General features: G+C 71.8%; 11 protein-coding genes. 9 read left to right on the top strand and 2 right to left on the bottom strand.

The genetic code is table 11. The features are described 5' to 3' along the window. Positions 1 to 15: 15 nt before the first annotated feature. From CP970_RS19135 to CP970_RS19105, 8 genes are all read left to right on the top strand, one after another. Positions 16 to 567 (top strand): DinB family protein, encoded by a 552-nt coding sequence (locus CP970_RS19135; protein WP_055551476.1) that lies wholly within the window; start codon positions 16 to 18, stop codon positions 565 to 567. Between the two features lie 49 nt (positions 568 to 616). After that, complete coding sequence (locus CP970_RS19130; RefSeq protein ID WP_055551478.1) at positions 617 to 1,258, top strand: PadR family transcriptional regulator; 642 nt, start codon at positions 617 to 619, stop codon at positions 1,256 to 1,258. Between the two features lie 86 nt (positions 1,259 to 1,344). Continuing rightward, positions 1,345 to 2,334 (top strand): ATP-binding cassette domain-containing protein, encoded by a 990-nt coding sequence (locus CP970_RS19125; RefSeq protein WP_055551480.1) that lies wholly within the window; start codon positions 1,345 to 1,347, stop codon positions 2,332 to 2,334. An 8-nt stretch (positions 2,335 to 2,342) separates the two neighbouring features. Further along, positions 2,343 to 3,122, top strand: a complete 780-nt coding sequence (locus CP970_RS19120; RefSeq protein WP_055551482.1) for an ABC transporter permease — start codon at positions 2,343 to 2,345, stop codon at positions 3,120 to 3,122. Between the two features lie 89 nt (positions 3,123 to 3,211). Next, positions 3,212 to 3,988 (top strand): MerR family transcriptional regulator, encoded by a 777-nt coding sequence (locus CP970_RS19115; protein WP_055551485.1) that lies wholly within the window; start codon positions 3,212 to 3,214, stop codon positions 3,986 to 3,988. Positions 3,989 to 4,096: 108 nt separating this feature from the next. Further along, the gene (locus CP970_RS44220) at positions 4,097 to 4,243 is read left to right on the top strand and encodes a hypothetical protein (protein ID WP_169801258.1); all 147 of its coding nucleotides are present in this window, start codon (positions 4,097 to 4,099) and stop codon (positions 4,241 to 4,243) included. 232 nt (positions 4,244 to 4,475) lie between these two features. Then, positions 4,476 to 5,093: a fasciclin domain-containing protein gene (locus CP970_RS19110; RefSeq protein WP_150493586.1), complete on the top strand. Its 618-nt coding sequence runs from the start codon at positions 4,476 to 4,478 to the stop codon at positions 5,091 to 5,093. A 199-nt stretch (positions 5,094 to 5,292) separates the two neighbouring features. Next, positions 5,293 to 14,037 (top strand): DUF7927 domain-containing protein, encoded by an 8,745-nt coding sequence (locus CP970_RS19105; RefSeq protein ID WP_055549844.1) that lies wholly within the window; start codon positions 5,293 to 5,295, stop codon positions 14,035 to 14,037. 30 nt (positions 14,038 to 14,067) lie between these two features. Here CP970_RS19105 and CP970_RS19100 read toward each other — a convergent pair whose 3' ends face one another. After that, the gene (locus CP970_RS19100) at positions 14,068 to 14,433 is read right to left on the bottom strand and encodes a YbjQ family protein (protein WP_055549841.1); all 366 of its coding nucleotides are present in this window, start codon (positions 14,431 to 14,433) and stop codon (positions 14,068 to 14,070) included. A 139-nt stretch (positions 14,434 to 14,572) separates the two neighbouring features. Between CP970_RS19100 and CP970_RS19095 the strand changes: the two genes are divergently transcribed. After that, positions 14,573 to 15,271, top strand: a complete 699-nt coding sequence (locus tag CP970_RS19095; protein ID WP_055549839.1) for a DedA family protein — start codon at positions 14,573 to 14,575, stop codon at positions 15,269 to 15,271. A gap of 100 nt (positions 15,272 to 15,371) precedes the next feature. On the opposite strand, the gene CP970_RS19090 is transcribed toward CP970_RS19095, so the two are convergent. Continuing rightward, positions 15,372 to 17,045 (bottom strand): threonine/serine exporter family protein, encoded by a 1,674-nt coding sequence (locus CP970_RS19090; RefSeq protein WP_055549837.1) that lies wholly within the window; start codon positions 17,043 to 17,045, stop codon positions 15,372 to 15,374. Positions 17,046 to 17,138: the final 93 nt, after the last annotated feature.

The raw sequence follows: 17,138 nt of genomic DNA, 5'->3' as shown, positions 1-17,138 counted from the left end.
AGAGAGGCGGACACCATGGTTACTCACGTCGGCGCGGAAACCCGTGGAGACGAGCGCGGCGCCCTGCTCGCGTTCGTGGAGGCCCAGCGGGGCGGCCTGCGCCGTTCGGTCATCGGCCTGACGGGCGAGCAGGCGAGCGCCCGGCCGAGCGCCAGTGAGCTCTCCGTCGGCGGCCTGCTGAAGCACGTCGCGGAGACCGAGCTGAACTGGCTGCGGATGGCCCAGCGGAAGCCGAACGAGCGGGCCCGCACCCAGGAGACCTGGGGCGACAGCTTCCGGCTCGTCGAGGGGGAGACGGTCGCCGACATGCTGGACTTCTGGGCCGAAGTCGCCCGGGAGACCGAGGAGTTCATCCGGCAGGTGCCGAGCCTCGACGGCACCTTCCCGCTGCCCGAGGCGCCCTGGTTCCCCAAGGACGCCGAGGTGTCCATGCGCTGGGTGATGCTGCACCTGGTCGAGGAGATCGCGCGGCACGCGGGCCACGCCGACATCATCCGCGAGTCCCTCGACGGTAAGACGGCCTACGAGCTGGTGGCGCTGGAGCAGGGATACCCTAGTCAAAATTGATGACTCTGGGTGCCGAACGGTTCGGGCGCCGGACGGAAGGGCGCGGTACATGTCAGCGATCCGGCTGCTGGTTCTGGGGGCCGTGCGTCAGCACGGCCGCGCCCACGGCTATCAGGTCCGCAACGACCTGGAGTACTGGGGCGCCCATGAGTGGTCCAACGCCAAGCCGGGATCGATCTACCACGCGCTGAAGCAGCTGGCCAAGCAGGGAATGCTGCACGCGCACGAGATCGCCCCCTCCACGGCGGGCGGCCCGCCGCGCACGGAGTACGAGCTCACGGAGCAGGGCATGGAGGAGTACCGCTCCCTGCTCCGCGAGTCCCTCACCAAGTACGACCAGCGGCCCGACATCCTCACGTCGGGAATCGGCCTCATGGTGGACCTGCCGCGCGAGGAGGTCGTGGCTCTCCTCAAGGAGCGGGTGCGCAGCATGGAGGGGTGGCGCGCGTCCGTCACCGAGTACTACATCCCGGAGGACGGTCCCGGGCAGCTCGGTCACATCGGCGAGATCATGAACTACTGGGTGTACTCGGCCGACACGGGCGCGGAGTGGACCAGGGGTCTGATCGGTCGCATCGAGGGCGGCGCGTACACCTTCGCGGGCGAGGGCGAGCCGTTCGTCGGCGTGCTCGCCGAGGGCGAGGAGAACCCCTTCGGGACGGGCGAGCCGCACGCGGGGGACCGCGGCTAATCAAGTTTGACGAATGACTTCGGGCCGGTTACCTTCGTCCATCTAGTCAAACTTGATTAGGTGGACTCTGGACCGGAGGGAGTCGGATGACGGACGCGATCGTCGTCGAAGGACTACGGAAGAGGTTCGGGGAGAAGGCCGCGCTGGACGGCCTCGACCTGGTGGCGCGGCGCGGCACCGTGCACGGCGTGCTCGGCCCGAACGGCGCGGGCAAGACCACCGCCGTGCGCGTGCTCGCCACCCTGCTGCGGGCCGACGAGGGGCGCGTGGAGGTCGCGGGGCACGACGTGCGGCGCCGCCCCGACGAGGTGCGCGGGCGCATCGGCCTTCTCGGCCAGCACGCCGCGGTGGACGAGGAGCTGAGCGGCCGGCAGAACCTCGACATGTTCGGGCGGCTGCACCACCTGGGCGCCCGCCACGCGCGCGTGCGGGCCGACGAGCTCCTGGAGCGGTTCGGGCTCGCGGACGCCGGACGCAAGGCGGTCAAGCGGTACAGCGGAGGCATGCGGCGCCGTCTCGACCTCGCGGCCTCGCTCATCACCGACCCCGAGGTGCTGTTCCTCGACGAGCCCACCACGGGCCTCGACCCGCGCGGCCGCGCCGAGGTGTGGGAATCGGTGCGCTCGCTGGTCGGCGGCGGCACGACCGTGCTCCTGACCACGCAGTACCTGGAAGAGGCGGATCAGCTGGCCGACCGGATCTCGGTGATCGACTGCGGCCGCGTCATCGCGCACGGCACGGCCGACGAGCTGAAGGCCCGCCTCGGCGGCGACCGCATCGACGTGGTGGTGCGGGACGCGGGCCAACTGGCGCGCGTCGCGGAGCTGTTGCCCGGCGGGGCGACGGTGGACGCCGACCGCAGGCTGGTCTCCGCACCGGCAGAGGACCGGATGAAGGCGCTCACCGGCGTCGTACGGGCGCTGCAGGACGCGGGCGTCGACGCGGAGGACGTGGCCGTGCGCAGGCCCACGCTGGACGAGGTGTTCCTGAGCCTGACGGGGCGTACGGGCGAGGGTGAGCCCGGGGAGCGTACGGACGAGGGCGAGCCCAGGGAACGTACGAAGGAGGGCGTGTGAGTACGTCGATGAGCTGGGCCGTGACGGACTCCTGGACCATGACGCGGCGCGAACTGGCGCACTGGGCACGGCAGCCCGTGCAGGTCGTCGTCGGGCTCGTCTTCCCGGTGATGCTGCTGCTGATGTTCAACTACCTGATCGGCGGCGGGAAGGGCATCGAGGGGGAGTACGCCGAGTTCCTGGTGCCCGGGATGTTCGCGATGACCATGGCCTTCGGCCTGGACGCGACGATGGTCGCGGTCACGCAAGACCTGAACAAGGGCGTGATCGACCGGTTCCGCTCCATGCCGATGACCAACGGCGCCGTCCTGGTGGGGCGTTCGGTCGCGGACATGCTGCAGTCCACCGCCTCGCTCCTGGTCATGATCGGGGTCGGGCTCGCCGTCGGCTGGCGCTGGCACGGCTCGTTCGGCGGGGCGCTCGGCGCGGTCGGGCTGCTCCTGCTCCTCCGGTTCGCGATGCTGTGGATCGGCATCCATCTGGCGATGGTCGCGGGCCGCCCTGAGCTGGTGGTCGCCGTGCAGATCCTGGTCTGGCCCGTCAGCTTCTTCTCGAACGCCTTCACGATCCCGCAGAACATGCCGGGCTGGCTCGGGTCCCTTGTCGAGTGGAACCCGATGTCGGCGACGGCCACGGCGGCGCGCGACCTGTTCGGCAACGACCCGGGGGTGGTCAGCACGTCCTGGGCGGCGGAACACGCGGGACTCCTCGCGGTGCTGTGGCCCGTGGTGCTCGTGGGGGTATTCCTGCCGTTGGCGGTGCGGAGGTTCGCGGCGCTGAGCAAGTAGACGGCGGCCTCCGTGGGCGGCGGACTTGCACCTCACGTGACGTGATGACAGAGGCTGGGACGCGTACCGAGGAAGAGAGGGCGGAAGCCATGAGCTACTCCGTGGGACAGGTCGCCGGTTTCGCCGGAGTGACGGTGCGCACGCTGCACCACTACGACGAGATCGGCCTGCTCGCCCCCGGCGAGCGAAGCCACGCGGGGCACCGGCGCTACAGCGACGACGACCTGGACCGGCTGCAGCAGATCCTGTTCTACCGGGAGCTCGGCTTCCCCCTCGACGAGGTGGCGGCCCTCCTGGACGACCCGCACACGGACCCGCGGGAACACCTGCGCCGCCAGCACGAGCTGCTGACCGCGCGGATCCACAAGCTCCAGGAGATGGCCGCCGCCGTCGAGACCGCCATGGAGGCGAAGAAGATGGGCACCAACCTCACGCCCGAGGAGAAGTTCGAGGTCTTCGGAGACCACGACCCCGACCAGTACGCGGAGGAGGTCGAGCGGCGCTGGGGCGACACGGACGCCTACAAGGAGTCGCAGCGCAAGACCGCCTCGTACACGAAGGAGGACTGGAAGCGCATCAACGGCGAGATGGACGCGGTGCACGCCCGCATCGGCGAGCTGCTCGCCCGGGGCGTCCCCGCCGACTCCGAAGAGGCGATGGACGCGGCCGAGGCGCACCGGGCTCTCATCACGTCGAGCCACTACCAGTGCTCGCACGAACTGCACACCTGTCTCGGTGAGATGTACGTCGCGGACGAGCGCTTCACCGCGTTCTACGAGGCGGTCAGGCCGGGGCTCGCGGTCTACCTGCGGGACGCGATCATCGCCAACGCGGCCCGGAACGGGTGGGTTTCCGCCGGGGCGTGACGGGACCAGGGCCGGGAAAGCGGCGGCCCGGGGGGACCCGGGTCGTGACAGGGCGGGGCGCCTGGCCGACACTGCGGGTACGCACCGTTCGCACACCCAGGAGGACCCATGTCCGGACTGCTCTCCCGCGTCAGGCGGTTCCTCCGCAGCCCCGAGGGGCAGCGGGCCGTCCGCGAGGCCCAGCGGGCCTCCCGCGACCCCAAGCGCCGCGCCCAGGCGAGGCGGCTCCTGGGGAAGCTGCGGGGCAGGCACTGAGCGCTCCGCGGGAAGTACGGTCCACGTCCGCGGGTGCCTCGTGGCTGGTCGCGCCCACGCGGCGGAGCCGCACATGTCACGGCCCCGCGCCCCTTCGGGGCACAGCCGAACCGCACCGAACTGGCCCGGACGGGCACTCCGTGCCGACCCGCCGGGTCCGTACCGAGGGGAACGGGCGGTCATTGCGCATCCTGTCGCGGTGACCGCACGCCCCTGAGGAACGGAGCCGCTCATGGCACCCCCGCGTCGCCCCGCCCGCGCATTCGCCCCCGCACTCGCCCCCGCCGGGGCCCTGCTGGCCCTCCTCACGGTGGCCGGCTGCGCCGGGAGCGGCGCGAACTTCCCCGGCTCCGCGGTGGAGGGCCCGCGCCGTGACGACAAGGCGTTCGGCTCGGCCTGCCCGGAGGTCGCGCCGGGCGCGGCGAACGCCGCCGCGCTGGGGAAGACCCCGGTCCTCGCGGCGATCGACTCGATGCCGCAGCTCTCCGGGTTCGCGGCGCTCGTGAAGGACGCCAAGGCCGAGGACATGTTCCGGTCCATGCAGAACGTGACGGTCTTCGCCCCCACGGACGCCGCCTTCGGCAAGCTGCCCGCCGAGCGCCGCAAGGCCCTCGCGCGGCCCCGCGAGGCGGGCGACACGGTGCGTTCGCTGATCGTCGCGCAGGATCTGACCAGGGAGGACCTGGTGGCGGGGCAGGCGTATCCGACGCTCAGGGACGGCGTGCGGGTGACGGCCGCCGCGGCCGTGGGCGGTGGCGTGACGGTGGACGGGGCCCGGGTGGTCTGCGGCAGCGTCACCACCAAGGACGCCAGGCTGCACCTCCTGGACGCGCTCCCCGCCGAGGGCTGACGCGGCGCGGGCGGCGGCAGGGCGCGCGGCCAGAGGGGGGCAGAGGTGTGGGCCGGGCGGATGAATTGACGTACTGACGTCATGTCGGATTGTTCGCTCGGCGACCCACCATGGCTTGCTGTGACGGAAAGTAACGATCGAGTGCGTGCGGTGACTCTCCGTCAGCGGCGTGCCCGGCCCGCCACGGAGGCATGCCCGCATGACTCACGCCCGCAGACTGCACGTTCTGGGCTTGGTGCTCGCGCTGCTCGTCGGCCTGCCTTCCTGGGCGCAGGCGGGCAGTTGGGCCGACGCGGCGGCGCGCCGCGAGGCCGCCGTCGCGGGCGAGGGCAAGTATCCGGTGGGCACCGGCGGCATGCCGCTGACGCGCGTGGCCGCGGGCGGGACGTCACGTTGGGTGATCAACCTCCCCGACCTGGCGGCGGGCGATCCGGACCTCGCGCTCACGGACCGCATCGACCACAGGTTGTCGTACGAGCCAGGATCGCTGCGCACCCCGCCGGGTGTGACCGGCCAAGTGACCTCCGGTGGACTGAGTCTGACGGGGCGTTACCCGACGGGCGTCGAAGGGCCCGCCACGGTCGCGGGAGCGCCTTTCGCGGGCGGCGCGGCGAAGGTGGCGGTCGATCCCGGCGCGTTCTACGCCGACGGGCGGGCGGACTCCCTGCACGTACGGGGCTGGCGCGCTGTGCGGGTCGACGGCGCGGCGGGTGGTTCTCGCGCGGTGACGGTGACCGTGCGGGACGCGGCGGGCAGCCCGCTGAAGGGCTTCACCAAGAGGAAGGTGAGGGACGGGCTGCTCGACCTGAGCGGGCTCGGGTATCCGGCGCACCGCGGCCAGGACACGTCGAAGGTGACGGTGGTGGCGCGCGGAGGAGCGGCGGGAGCGGCGGGAGTGCCGGGAGCGGCGGGAACGTCGGGGGCCCGCCTCGTCGTCGCGTTCTCGGGTGACGCCCCGCAGGTCTCGTACCGGGCGAAGGTGACGGGGGGCGGGGACGGGGACGAGGTCCAGGGGAGCGTGGAGACGGCCGGTGGGCGTGCGCTGCGGGCCGCGAAGGTGTGGATCGAGGCGGCGCCTGAGGCCGGGGGGAGCGCGACTCCGGAGACGGGCGGGAGCGCGGCCGCGAGGACGGGCAAGAGTCCGAAGAGTGACGGGAGTTCGGCGCTGAAGGCCGAGCTGAAGGCCGACAAGAGCGCGGCGCCGCCAGGGCCGCGGCGTGAGCGGACCGCCCCGGCGAAGGGATCTGCCTCGGCGAAGGGATCCACCTCGGCGAAGGGGCCCACCTCGGCGAAGGGACCCGCGCCGCGCACCGAGCGCCGCGGCGCCGGACGGGCGGCGGAGAACTGCACGCCCGAGCCGTGGGCGACGGACTGCCGCCGCTTCACGTACTCGGGCGCCGACGAGGCCTTCACGGTGCCGGACGGGGTGACGTCCGTGCAGGCGCGGATGTGGGGCGCGGGCGGTGGCGGCACCAAGACCTCCTACTACACCGGCCAACGGGGCGGCGGTGGCGGCGGGTTCACCCTCGGCACGCTGGCCGTCACGCCCGGCCAGGAGCTGACCATGATGGTCGGCCAGGGCGGCCAGATGGACAGCACGGCCACTCCTTACGGGTACGGGGGCCCCGGCGGCGCGGGGCGGACGGAGGCGAACGGCGCGAGCGGCGGCGGCCTGTCCGCGGTGTGGACCAGGAAGTCCGGCGAATGGGCCATGCCGCTGGTCGCGGGCGGTGGCGGCGGCGCGTCGCCCGGCGCGGACACCCAGACCCCCGTACCGGGCGGTGGCGGCGGCAACAGCGGCGGCGAGGACAACCGGCCCGCGTACTCGGGCCGCGGCGGCACCCAGACCGCGGGCGGCGCGGCCGCGACCCAGGGCGGCTGCGTCACCGCTCCGAAGGCGGGCAGGTCGCGCTGGGGAGGCGACGGCGGCTCCGCCGCGAGCAACGAGGGCGGTGGCGGTGGCGGTGGCGGGTACTTCGGTGGCGGCGGCGGCCGCTGCCAGTTGGCGTCCGGGGCCACCGATCTCAACGGCGCGGGCGGCGGGGGTTCCGGCTTCATCGGCGGCGACGGCGTCACCAACGGCCGTACGGTAGGCGGCGGTTCGAGCGCGGCCAACCAGCAGGGCGGCACGTCCGGCGGCCGTGGCGAGACGTTCTACCGCTCCGGCATCGGCGACGGGGGCGGCCCGACCAACGGCGGCAACGGCGAGATCGTCCTCCAGTGGATCACCGAGGTCGGCCTGAGCGTCACCAAGACCCCGGCGACGGGTTCGTACGTGGCGGGCGAGCCGCTCACCTACACCATCAGGATCGTCAACTCCGGTCCCGCGCCCGCGATCGGCGCCCGCGTGACCGACAGCCTGACAGGACCGCTGAAGGACTTCACCTGGAGCTGCAAGGCGGACGGCGGCGGCACCACCTCGTGCGGCACCACGACCTCGGGCACGGGGCCCATCGACCGGCTCGTCGACATCGCGCCGGGCAGAGCCGTGACGTACACCGTCACGGGGACCGTGCCCGCCGACACGACGGGACAGCTCCAGAACAGCGCGTTCGTGACCCGGCCCGCGGACACGACGGACGCCAACTGCAAGTCCTCGTGCCGCTCCGACTCCAGCCTGAACGCCGACCCCAAGGCGGGGCTGCAGCTCACCAAGGTGCTGACCACCTCGCCCGTCGTACCGGGCAAGGAGGTCACCTGGCGGGTCACACTGAAGAACACAGGACCCTCCGTGGCCCGGAACGTGGTGCTGAAGGACCGCGTTCCGACGGGCGTGACGAACGCGCGCATGAACGGCTCGTCGACCTGCACGCTCGCCGACGGCGAGTTCACCTGCACGGTCGTGGACATCCCGCCGGGCGTCAGCCGCCAGTGGGACCTGAGCGGCATCCTCGACGCGGACGCGACGGCGGCGCCGGAGAACACGGCGACGGTGACGGGCGGCCCGGACCCGAGCGCGGCCACCCGCACGGCGACGGCCTCACCGTCGACTGCCGCGCCCGAGGCGGGACTTGAGGTCACCAAGGTCCTGGTCACCTCGCCGGTCGTGCCGGGCGGGCAGATCGAGTGGCGGGTGTCCGTCAAGAACAGCGGGCCTTCGCGGGCGCGGAACGTGGTGGTCAAGGACACGGTTCCGGATGGGGTGACGGCTACGTCGATGCCGGGCTGCACGCTGGCCTCCGGCGTCTACACGTGTGCTGCCGTGGAGATCGCGGCGGGCGGTACGAAGACGTGGACGCTGAAGGGCACGCTCGACGCGGACGCGACGGCGACGCCCACGAACACGGTGAAGGTCACCGGCGGCCCCGACCCGAGCGCCTCCGAGCGCACGGCAGTCGCCTCGCCCTCCGCCTCGCCCGACGGCCGCGCCTCGCTGACCGTCACCAAGACCCTGGTCACCTCGCCGGTCGTGCCGGGCGAGGAGATCGAGTGGCGGGTGTCCGTCAAGAACGACGGGCCTTCGCGGGCGCGGAACGTGGTGGTCAAGGACACGGTTCCGGATGGTGTGACGGCTACGTCGATGGCGGGCTGCACGCTGGCCTCCGGCGTCTACACGTGTGCTGCCGTGGAGATCGCGGCGGGCGGTACGAAGACGTGGACGTTGAAGGGCACGCTCGACGCGGACGCGACGACGACGCCCACGAACACGGTGAAGGTGACGGGCGGCCCCGACCCGAGCGCCTCCGAGCGCACCGCCACCGCCTCGCCCACCTCAAGTCCCGATGCCCGCGCGGCACTTGAGATCACCAAGGTGCTCCTGACCTCGCCCGTCGTGCCCGGCGAGCAGATCCGGTGGCGGGTGACCGTCAAGAACACCGGCCCCTCCCGCGCCAGGAACGTGGTGGTCAGGGACACGGTGCCGGCGGACGTCTCCCGCCCCCGGATGCGGGCCGAGGCCGACGACACGGACTGCCCCCTCACCGGATCCACCGCCGTCTGCCCGGCCGTCGAACTGGCCCCTGGAGCCTCCGTCTCCTACCTCCTGACGGGCGTACTCGACCCGGGAGCCACCAAGACCCCGGTGAACACCGCGACCGTGACCGGCGGCCCCGACCCGAGCGCGGCCACGCGCACGGCGACGGCGTCCGCCACCGCGTCCCCCGCGGGCCGCGCCTCGCTGACCGTCACCAAGGTCCTTCTGACCTCGCCGGTGGTCGCGGGGCAGACGATCCAGTGGCGGGTGACGGTGCGGAACAGCGGGCCTTCCACGGCGCGCGACATCGTCGTACGGGACCGGATTCCCGCCTCGGTGACCGCCCCGCGCAAGATGGCCGACAGCGACGGTACGGAGTGCCCGATCACGGCGGACGAGGCGGTCTGCCCCGCCTTCGACCTGGCGGTCGGCGCGACGAAGACGTTCACCGTGACCGGCGTGCTCTCCTCGGAGGCGACGAAGACGCCGACGAACACGGTGACGGTGACCGGCGGCCCCGACCCGAGCGCGAGCGAGCACACGGCGGTCGCCTCGCCGAGCGAGTCCCTCACCCGCCGGGCCGATCTGACCCTCTCCAAGACGCTGCTGACCTCGCCCGTGGTGCCGGGCGGGCAGATCCGGTGGCGGGTCACGGTGAAGAACGACGGTCCGTCCAGGGCCCGTGAGGTGCAGGTCAACGACCCGATCCCGGACGGCGTCTCGAAGGCGTCGATGACGGCCGACGACGACGGCACGAGCTGCCCGGTCACCGCGGGCACGGCGAAGTGCCCGGAGGTCGAACTGGCCGTGGACGCCACGAAGTCGTACACCCTGACCGCGACGTTGGACGCGGACGCGACCGCGACGCCCACGAACACGGCGTTCGTGACGGGCGGGCCCGACCCGAGCACCGGGAACAACACGGCGACCGCCGTGCCGAGCCAATCTCCCGACGGCCAGGCGCGCTTGCGGCTGTCGAAGGTGCTGCTGACCTCGCCCGTGGTGCCGGGCGAGCGGATCCAGTGGCGGGTGACGGTCAAGAACGACGGCCCCTCGCGCGCCAGGAACGTGGTGGTCGAGGACCGCGTTCCTGCGTCGGTCGAGGACGCGACCCTGACGGACGACGCCAACAGCGCTGCCTGTCCCATCAGTTCGCGCACGGCCACCTGCCCCGCGATCGAGCTGGCGGTCGGCGCGTCCCGCTCGTACACCCTGAGCGGCACGCTCGCCGAGGACGCCACGAGCGTCCCCGTGAACACGGCTACAGCGACGGGCGGCCCCGACCCGGACGACGCGACGCACACCGCGACGGCCTCCCCTTCCGGCTCGCTCGACCCGCGGGCCCGCATCAGCATCTCCAAGACGCTGATCACCTCGCCCGTGGTGCCGGGCGGCGAGATCGAGTGGCGGGTGACGGTCACCAACAACGGCCCCTCCAGGGCCAGGAACCTCGTCGTACGCGACCGGATCCCGGCCGGTGTGAGCGAGCCGCGCTTCCGCGCCACCACGGACGAGGAGTGCCCGGTCACGGACGACGAGGCCGTCTGCCCGGCCTTCGACCTCGCGGTGGGCGCATCGCGGACGTTCGTCCTGACCGGAACCCTGGCGCCGGGCGAGACATCGGCACCGGAGAACACGGCGACGGTGACGGGCGGCCCCGACCCGAGCGCGGCCACGCGCACGGCGGTGGCCTCGCCCTCCACGGCGACCGGGCGCGCCTCGCTGAGTGTGACGAAGGTGTTGTTGACGTCCCCGGTGGTGCCCGGGGAGCGGATCCAGTGGAAGGTGACGGTCAAGAACGGCGGTCCTTCGAGGGCCCGGGACGTGGTCGTACGGGACCGGGTCCCCACGGACGTCAACTCCCCCTCCATGGACGGGGCGTCGGACTGCACGCTCACCTCGGGGGAATACGTCTGCGCGGCCGTGGACATCGCGCCCGGCGCATCGAAGTCGTGGACGTTGAGCGGCACGCTGGACGCGGACGCGACGGTGGCGCCGGTGAACTCGGTGACGGTGACGGGTGGTCCTGATCCGAGTGCTTCGGAGCGTACGGCGGTGGCGTCGCCGTCGGAGTCGGCGGAGCGGCGTGCTTCGTTGAGTGTGACGAAGGTGTTGTTGACGTCGCCGGTGGTGCCGGGGGAGCGGATCCAGTGGCGGGTGACGGTGAAGAACGGCGGTCCTTCGCGGGCCAGGAACGTCGTCGTGAAGGACACCGTTCCTGACGGGGTGCTGCGGCCTTCGATGACGGGTGATTCGGCCTGTACGCGGTCCGGGGCCGTGTTCACGTGTGATGCCGTGGAGATTCCGGCCGGTGGGTCGAAGTCGTGGACGTTGAGCGGGACGTTGGACGCGGATGCGACGGCGGCGCCGTCGAATTCGGTGACGGTGACGGGTGGTCCTGATCCGAGTGCTTCGGAGCGTACGGCGGTGGCGTCGCCGTCGGAGTCGGTGACCGGGCGGGCGTCGTTGAGTGTGTCCAAAGTGTTGTTGACGTCCCCGGTGGTGCCGGGCGAGCGGATCCAGTGGAAGGTGACCGTCACTAACGACGGGCCTTCGCGGGCACGGGGCGTGGTGGTGCGTGACGCCGTGCCCGACGGGGTCAGCAAGGCTTCTATGAGCGGGAGTTCGGAGTGTGCGCTCGCCTCCGGCGAGTTCACCTGCGCGGCCGTCGACATCGCGGTCGGCGCGTCGAAGTCGTGGACGCTGAGCGGCACGCTCGCCTCGTCGGCCACCAAGGCCCCGGCCAACTCGGCCACGGTGACCGGCGGCCCCGACCCGAACACGCCGACGCACACGGCCGTGGCGTCGCCCACCGGCGAGGTCTCGGGGCGCACCTCGCTCACCATCTCCAAGGTGCTCGTCACCTCGCCGGTGCTGCCCGGCGGCCGGATCGAGTGGCGGATCACGGCCAAGAACGACGGACCGTCCGACGCCCCGGTGGTCAACGTCGTGGAGAAGACGCCCGACGGCGTGACGGACGCGACGATGACCGGCGGCACCGAGCCGTGCACCGCGTTCGGCAGCAACGGCTTCCTCTGCTCGGAGAGCATCGCGGCGGGCGCCAGCGTCACCTGGACGCTGGCCGGGACCCTGGACCGCAAGGCCAAGGAGGCACCGGCGAACACCGTGACGATGATCGAGGGACCCGTCCCGCGCGACACGGTCACCGGCACCACCGCCAGCGCGAGCCCCGTCGCCGCCCAGCGCGTCGAGATCTCCAAGAAGGCCGACCACACCTCGGTCGGGGCGACCGGCACCGTGAAGTACACGGTCACCGTCGCCAACACCGGTGGCAATGACGTCACGGGCGTACGCGTCGTCGACGACCTCACCGACGTCGTCGACGACGCCGCGTACAACGAGGACGCGCGCGCGGCGAGCGGCACGACGTCCTACGCCGAACCCAGGCTGACCTGGACCGGCGACATCGCGCGCGGCGAGAGCGCGACCTTCACCTACAGCGTGACCGTGCCGGAGAAGCTGCTCGCGGGCGGCGACCGGAAGCTGGTCAACACCGTCTCCAGCGACGTTCCTGGCGGCAACTGCCCGGCAGGGTCCCCGGAGGCGGAGTGCACGGTGACGGTCGGCGTCAGCGACCTGTCCCTGAGCAAGTCGGTGAGCCCGCGCCTGCCGAAGCCGGGCGAGCAGGTCACCTACACGGTCGAGGTGCGCAACGGCGGCACCGCGCCCTACCGGGACTACACCCTCAGCGACGACCTCTCCGGAGTGCTCGACGACGCCGAGTGGAACGATGACGCGCGCGCGTCGTCGGGCCCGGCGCCGGTCCTCGACCCCGTGCGCGAGAAGCTGACGTGGACGGGCGACATCGCGGCGGGCGGCACGGTGACCCTCACGTACTCGGTCACCGCCGACCGGCTCCCGCGCGGCGACGCCCGCCTGAAGAACCGCGTCACCTCGCCCGAGCCGGGCGCCAACTGCCCGCCGGGCGCCGCGAAGCCGGGCCCCGAGTGCGGCACGGACAGCGGGCTGCCGAGGCTGCGCGTGGAGCACCACGCGGACCAGACGGCCGCCCGGCGGGGCGACCGGGTCGCGTACGTCGCCACGATCACCAACACCGGGAAGGCGGCGGCCGACAAACCCGTCTTCTTCATCGGCATCGACGACGTCGTCGACGACGCGACCCTCGTGGGTGACCCCGCCGCGGACCGGGGCACGGCACGGGTCGTCGACCGGGTGGAGCGGGCCGGGACCGGGGCCGTGCGAGCCGGGACCGGGGCCGTGCGGGCCGCCGCGCCGCACACGCACGAGAAGCTGATCCGCTGGGAGGACGGCGGCCTCGCCCCCGGCCAGAAGGCCACCGTCCGCTACTCCGCGGAGGTCAAGCGCACGGACCACGGGAACCGGATCCTGACCTCCTACCTGTGGACGCCGTTCGACCCCAGCAACTGCCCGACGGACACGCACGACCGCCAGGAGTGCCTGGTCACCACGCGCGTGTCGCTCCTCGACTTCAAGAAGTCGGTGCTCGGCGGCACGTCCCCCAAGCCGGGGGAGAAGGTGACGTACACCGTCGAGGTCACCAACAAGGGCACGGCCGCCTTCCAGGACGCGGGGTTCACCGACGACCTCTCCGGAGTGCTCGACGACGCCACGTACAACGGCGACGCGAGCGCGAGCGAGGGCCGTGTGTCCTACGCGCCGCCCGTCCTGCGCTGGACGGGCACGCTGCCCGCGGGAGGCCGGGTCACCGTCACGTACTCCTTCACGGTCAAGGCGAAGCCCGGCGACCGCACCCTGGAGAACGGCGTCGTGGCGACCGGCCCCGGCACCAACTGTCCGAAGGGCTCGACCGCCCGGGACTGCCGCGCGGGCACCGTCAAGATCACGCTCCCGCCCGAGCCGCCGGGCCCGAGCCCCAGCCCCACCACGCCGGTGCTGCCGCCCACCGGGACCGACGACCACAGCACGGCCCTCGCCATCGCGGCGGCCCTCGCGGGCCTGCTCGGCCTCGCGCTGGTCCTGCTCGCGAGGAGCCGAGGGACGGCCGTCCGCAGGGGCCGCCGCCACTAGCCTCCGTGTCCCCTGCTCCTGCTACCCCTGCTACTCCTGCGCGATCACGACCGCCGTCCCGTACGCGCAGACCTCCGCGGCCCCGTCCAGCGCCTCGGTGACGTCGAAGCGGAACATCAGGACGGCATTGGCGCCACGCGCGCGTGCCTGCTCGATGAGGCGCTCCATGGCCTGGTTGCGGGTCTCCACGAGCGTCTTGGTGAGCCCCTTGAGCTCGCCGCCGATCATGGACTTCAGACCCGCGCCGATCTGGCTGCCGAGGTGCCTGGACCGCACGGTGAGGCCGAAGACCTCACCGATCACGCGGGTCACCCGGTACCCCGGCACGTCGTTCGTGGTCACGACCAGTACGTCGGACTGGGGATTGAGGCCCCCGCCGAAATCTTCGATACCCATGGCACACAGCTTTGTCCCAGTTGTCGCACAGTGCACCCTGGGAGGGACGGTGGAACCTGGTCGAGTCACCTCACGTTGATAGCTTTGGGCGGCTGCACCCGCCGCCGCACCGCCCCCTCACCCCCAGGAGCCCGGAACCGTGACGACGCTTGCGCTCGGACCAAGCTGGCTGGATCCGGATTACCTGCTGAACCAGTTCGGTCTCTGGGGCCTGCTGGTGATCGTCTTCGCCGAGTCGGGCCTGCTGATCGGCTTCTTCCTGCCGGGCGACTCGCTGCTGTTCACCACGGGCCTGCTGATCACGACGAACAAGCTGGACACCCCGCTGTGGCTGGCCTGCCTGCTGATCTGCCTCGCCGCGATCCTCGGCGACCAGGCGGGCTACCTGTTCGGCAAGAAGGTCGGCCCCTCGCTCTTCAACCGCCCGGACTCCAAGCTCTTCAAGCAGGAGAACGTGGTCAAGGCCCACGAGTTCTTCGAGAAGTACGGCCCGAAGTCCCTGGTCCTGGCCCGCTTCGTGCCGATCGTGCGCACCTTCACGCCGATCATCGCGGGTGTCTCCGGCATGCGGTACCGCTCGTTCATCACGTTCAACGTCATCGGCGGCGTCCTGTGGGGCGCGGGCGTGACGCTGCTCGGCGCCTGGCTGGGGAACATCGAGTTCGTCCACAAGAACATCGAGGCGATCCTCATCCTGATCGTCCTCATCTCGGTGGTCCCGATCGCCATCGAGTTCCTGAGGGCACGCAGCAAGTCCAAGAAGGCGGCGGCGGCGTCGGCCGATGGCGGCCCCCAGGGCACGCCCCCGACGCAGCGCGGCAGGCACGCGAAGCGGTAGCGATTCACCTTCAGCCGGTCCGGAGGAAAATCAGCCCGTCCGGCGTTTGAGGACCGGGGGCCCGGGGGCAGCGCCCCCCCCGAAACCCCGGCCCACAGGGTCAGAACCCCCTGGTCCGCTTAGCCGCACGCCGATTCGCCGCAGAAGCGGCCCCCGGCACCTTCAGGATCAACCGCGACACCTCACTCCCCAGGTTCACGCCGATTGCGATGGCAAGCGCCGTCGCGACGGCCTTGGTGAGCGAGTTGATGCCCGTGTTGAGATCGTTCTGCGCCAGGGCGAGCAGCCCGAAGTACGTCGCGCTACCCGGCAGCAGCGGCCCGATCGCAGCCGTCACGTACGGCAGTGAGGACGCGAATCGATAGCGCGAGAAGAGCTGCCCGAACAGCCCCACGAGTCCGGCCGCGATAGCTGTCGCCGCGACCGGCGAGAGCTTGAGCGGGGTCTGCGCGAGCGCACCGAACATCACCCAGGCGATGCCGCCGTTGAGGGTCACGATCGCCACGGTGTGACGTTCCTGCTGGAGCAGGATCGCGAAGGCGAGGCTCAGCGCCATCGACGCCAGGATCTGGATGACAGGACGCGACGAGGTCACGCCGAACTTCGTCTCCGGAGTCAGGTTCGTCGCGTCCAGCATCACGCCGAGCGACAGCACGAGCAGGACGCCGCAGACGATGCCCACGATGAGGTACATGACCTCCAGGAGGCGCGCGGCGGCGGTGATGTAGTAGCCGGTCAGGCCGTCCTGCACACCGGCCACCAGGGCCCGCCCGGGGATCAGCGCGAAGAGCCCACCGGTGATGACCGCGGAGGCCATCGATGCCTCCGTATGCGTGAAGCTGAGCGCCACACCCATCAGGGCGGGCGGCATCGCGGCGCCCACGAACTGGTAGAACTCCGGCAGCCCGCGCCCCGCGCACAGCCAGGCGAGCCGGTCGCCGAGCATCGCGCCGAAAGCGGCCACTACGAAGACGAGCGCGCCACCGCCGACGAGTACGGAGGCGGACCCCGCGAGCAGCCCGCTGGCCGCCGTGAGCGCCCAGCCGGGGTAGGGGTGGCGGTTACGGCGGATGCCCGCCAGACGGCGGTAGGCCTCCTCCAGGGAGACGTCGATGTCCGGGTCGCTGATGTCGTCCACCAGGTGGAAGACGGCCGCGAGCCGCGTGTAGTCGGTGCCGCGGCGGCGCACCGTCCTGGAGGCCGTGATGGGGTCGTCGACGAGCGAGGGCTGGTGCGAGATCGACAGGAGCGTGAACGTCACGTTCGGCTCGCAGCGGTCCAGGCCGTAGGACCGGCAGACGGCGAACATGGCCGCCTCGACGTCCTCGGCGCCCTCACCGCCCGCGAGCAGCAGCTCCCCGATGCGCAGCGTCAGGTCGAGCACGCGGGGCACGGCGGGCCCGGTCTCGTCCTCCTGCTTCTGCGCGGCCTCCGGAGCGGGCCGCTCGGCGACCGGCATCCGCAGCATCGTGCGCATCTGGTCCTGCCAGGGCACCTCCTTGGTGAGCTTCACCAGGGGGATGCCCTGCGCGGGCGTGAAGGCCTGCGGAGGGTTGCGGGAGCTGTAGGTGTGCGGCGTGGTGAACGCCGACTTCTCCGTCTCCTGCGTCGTCGACGCGGGGGTGGCCAGGCCCGTGGGGATCGCGAACTCCGACGTGGTCTGCGATTCGTCATCGAGCGTCGGTGCCTGCTGCGTCACCCCGCTGGGCTGCACGAAGGCGCTGCGGGCCTCGTCCGACTGCGGTTTGCGGTCCTCGGCCTCCTGCTCGGACACTCCTTGCCTCACTTCTCGTCCGACACGTGCGCACCCTCCGTACGCCAGTATGAGCACAGATCCGTACGTCAGTATGAGCACAGAAACGCGAAC

The organism is Streptomyces kanamyceticus, assembly GCF_008704495.1.
Classification (GTDB): domain Bacteria; phylum Actinomycetota; class Actinomycetes; order Streptomycetales; family Streptomycetaceae; genus Streptomyces; species Streptomyces kanamyceticus.
The sequence above is the reverse complement of the archived record's forward strand: the minus strand, read 5'-3'. Positions and strand labels throughout refer to the sequence as shown.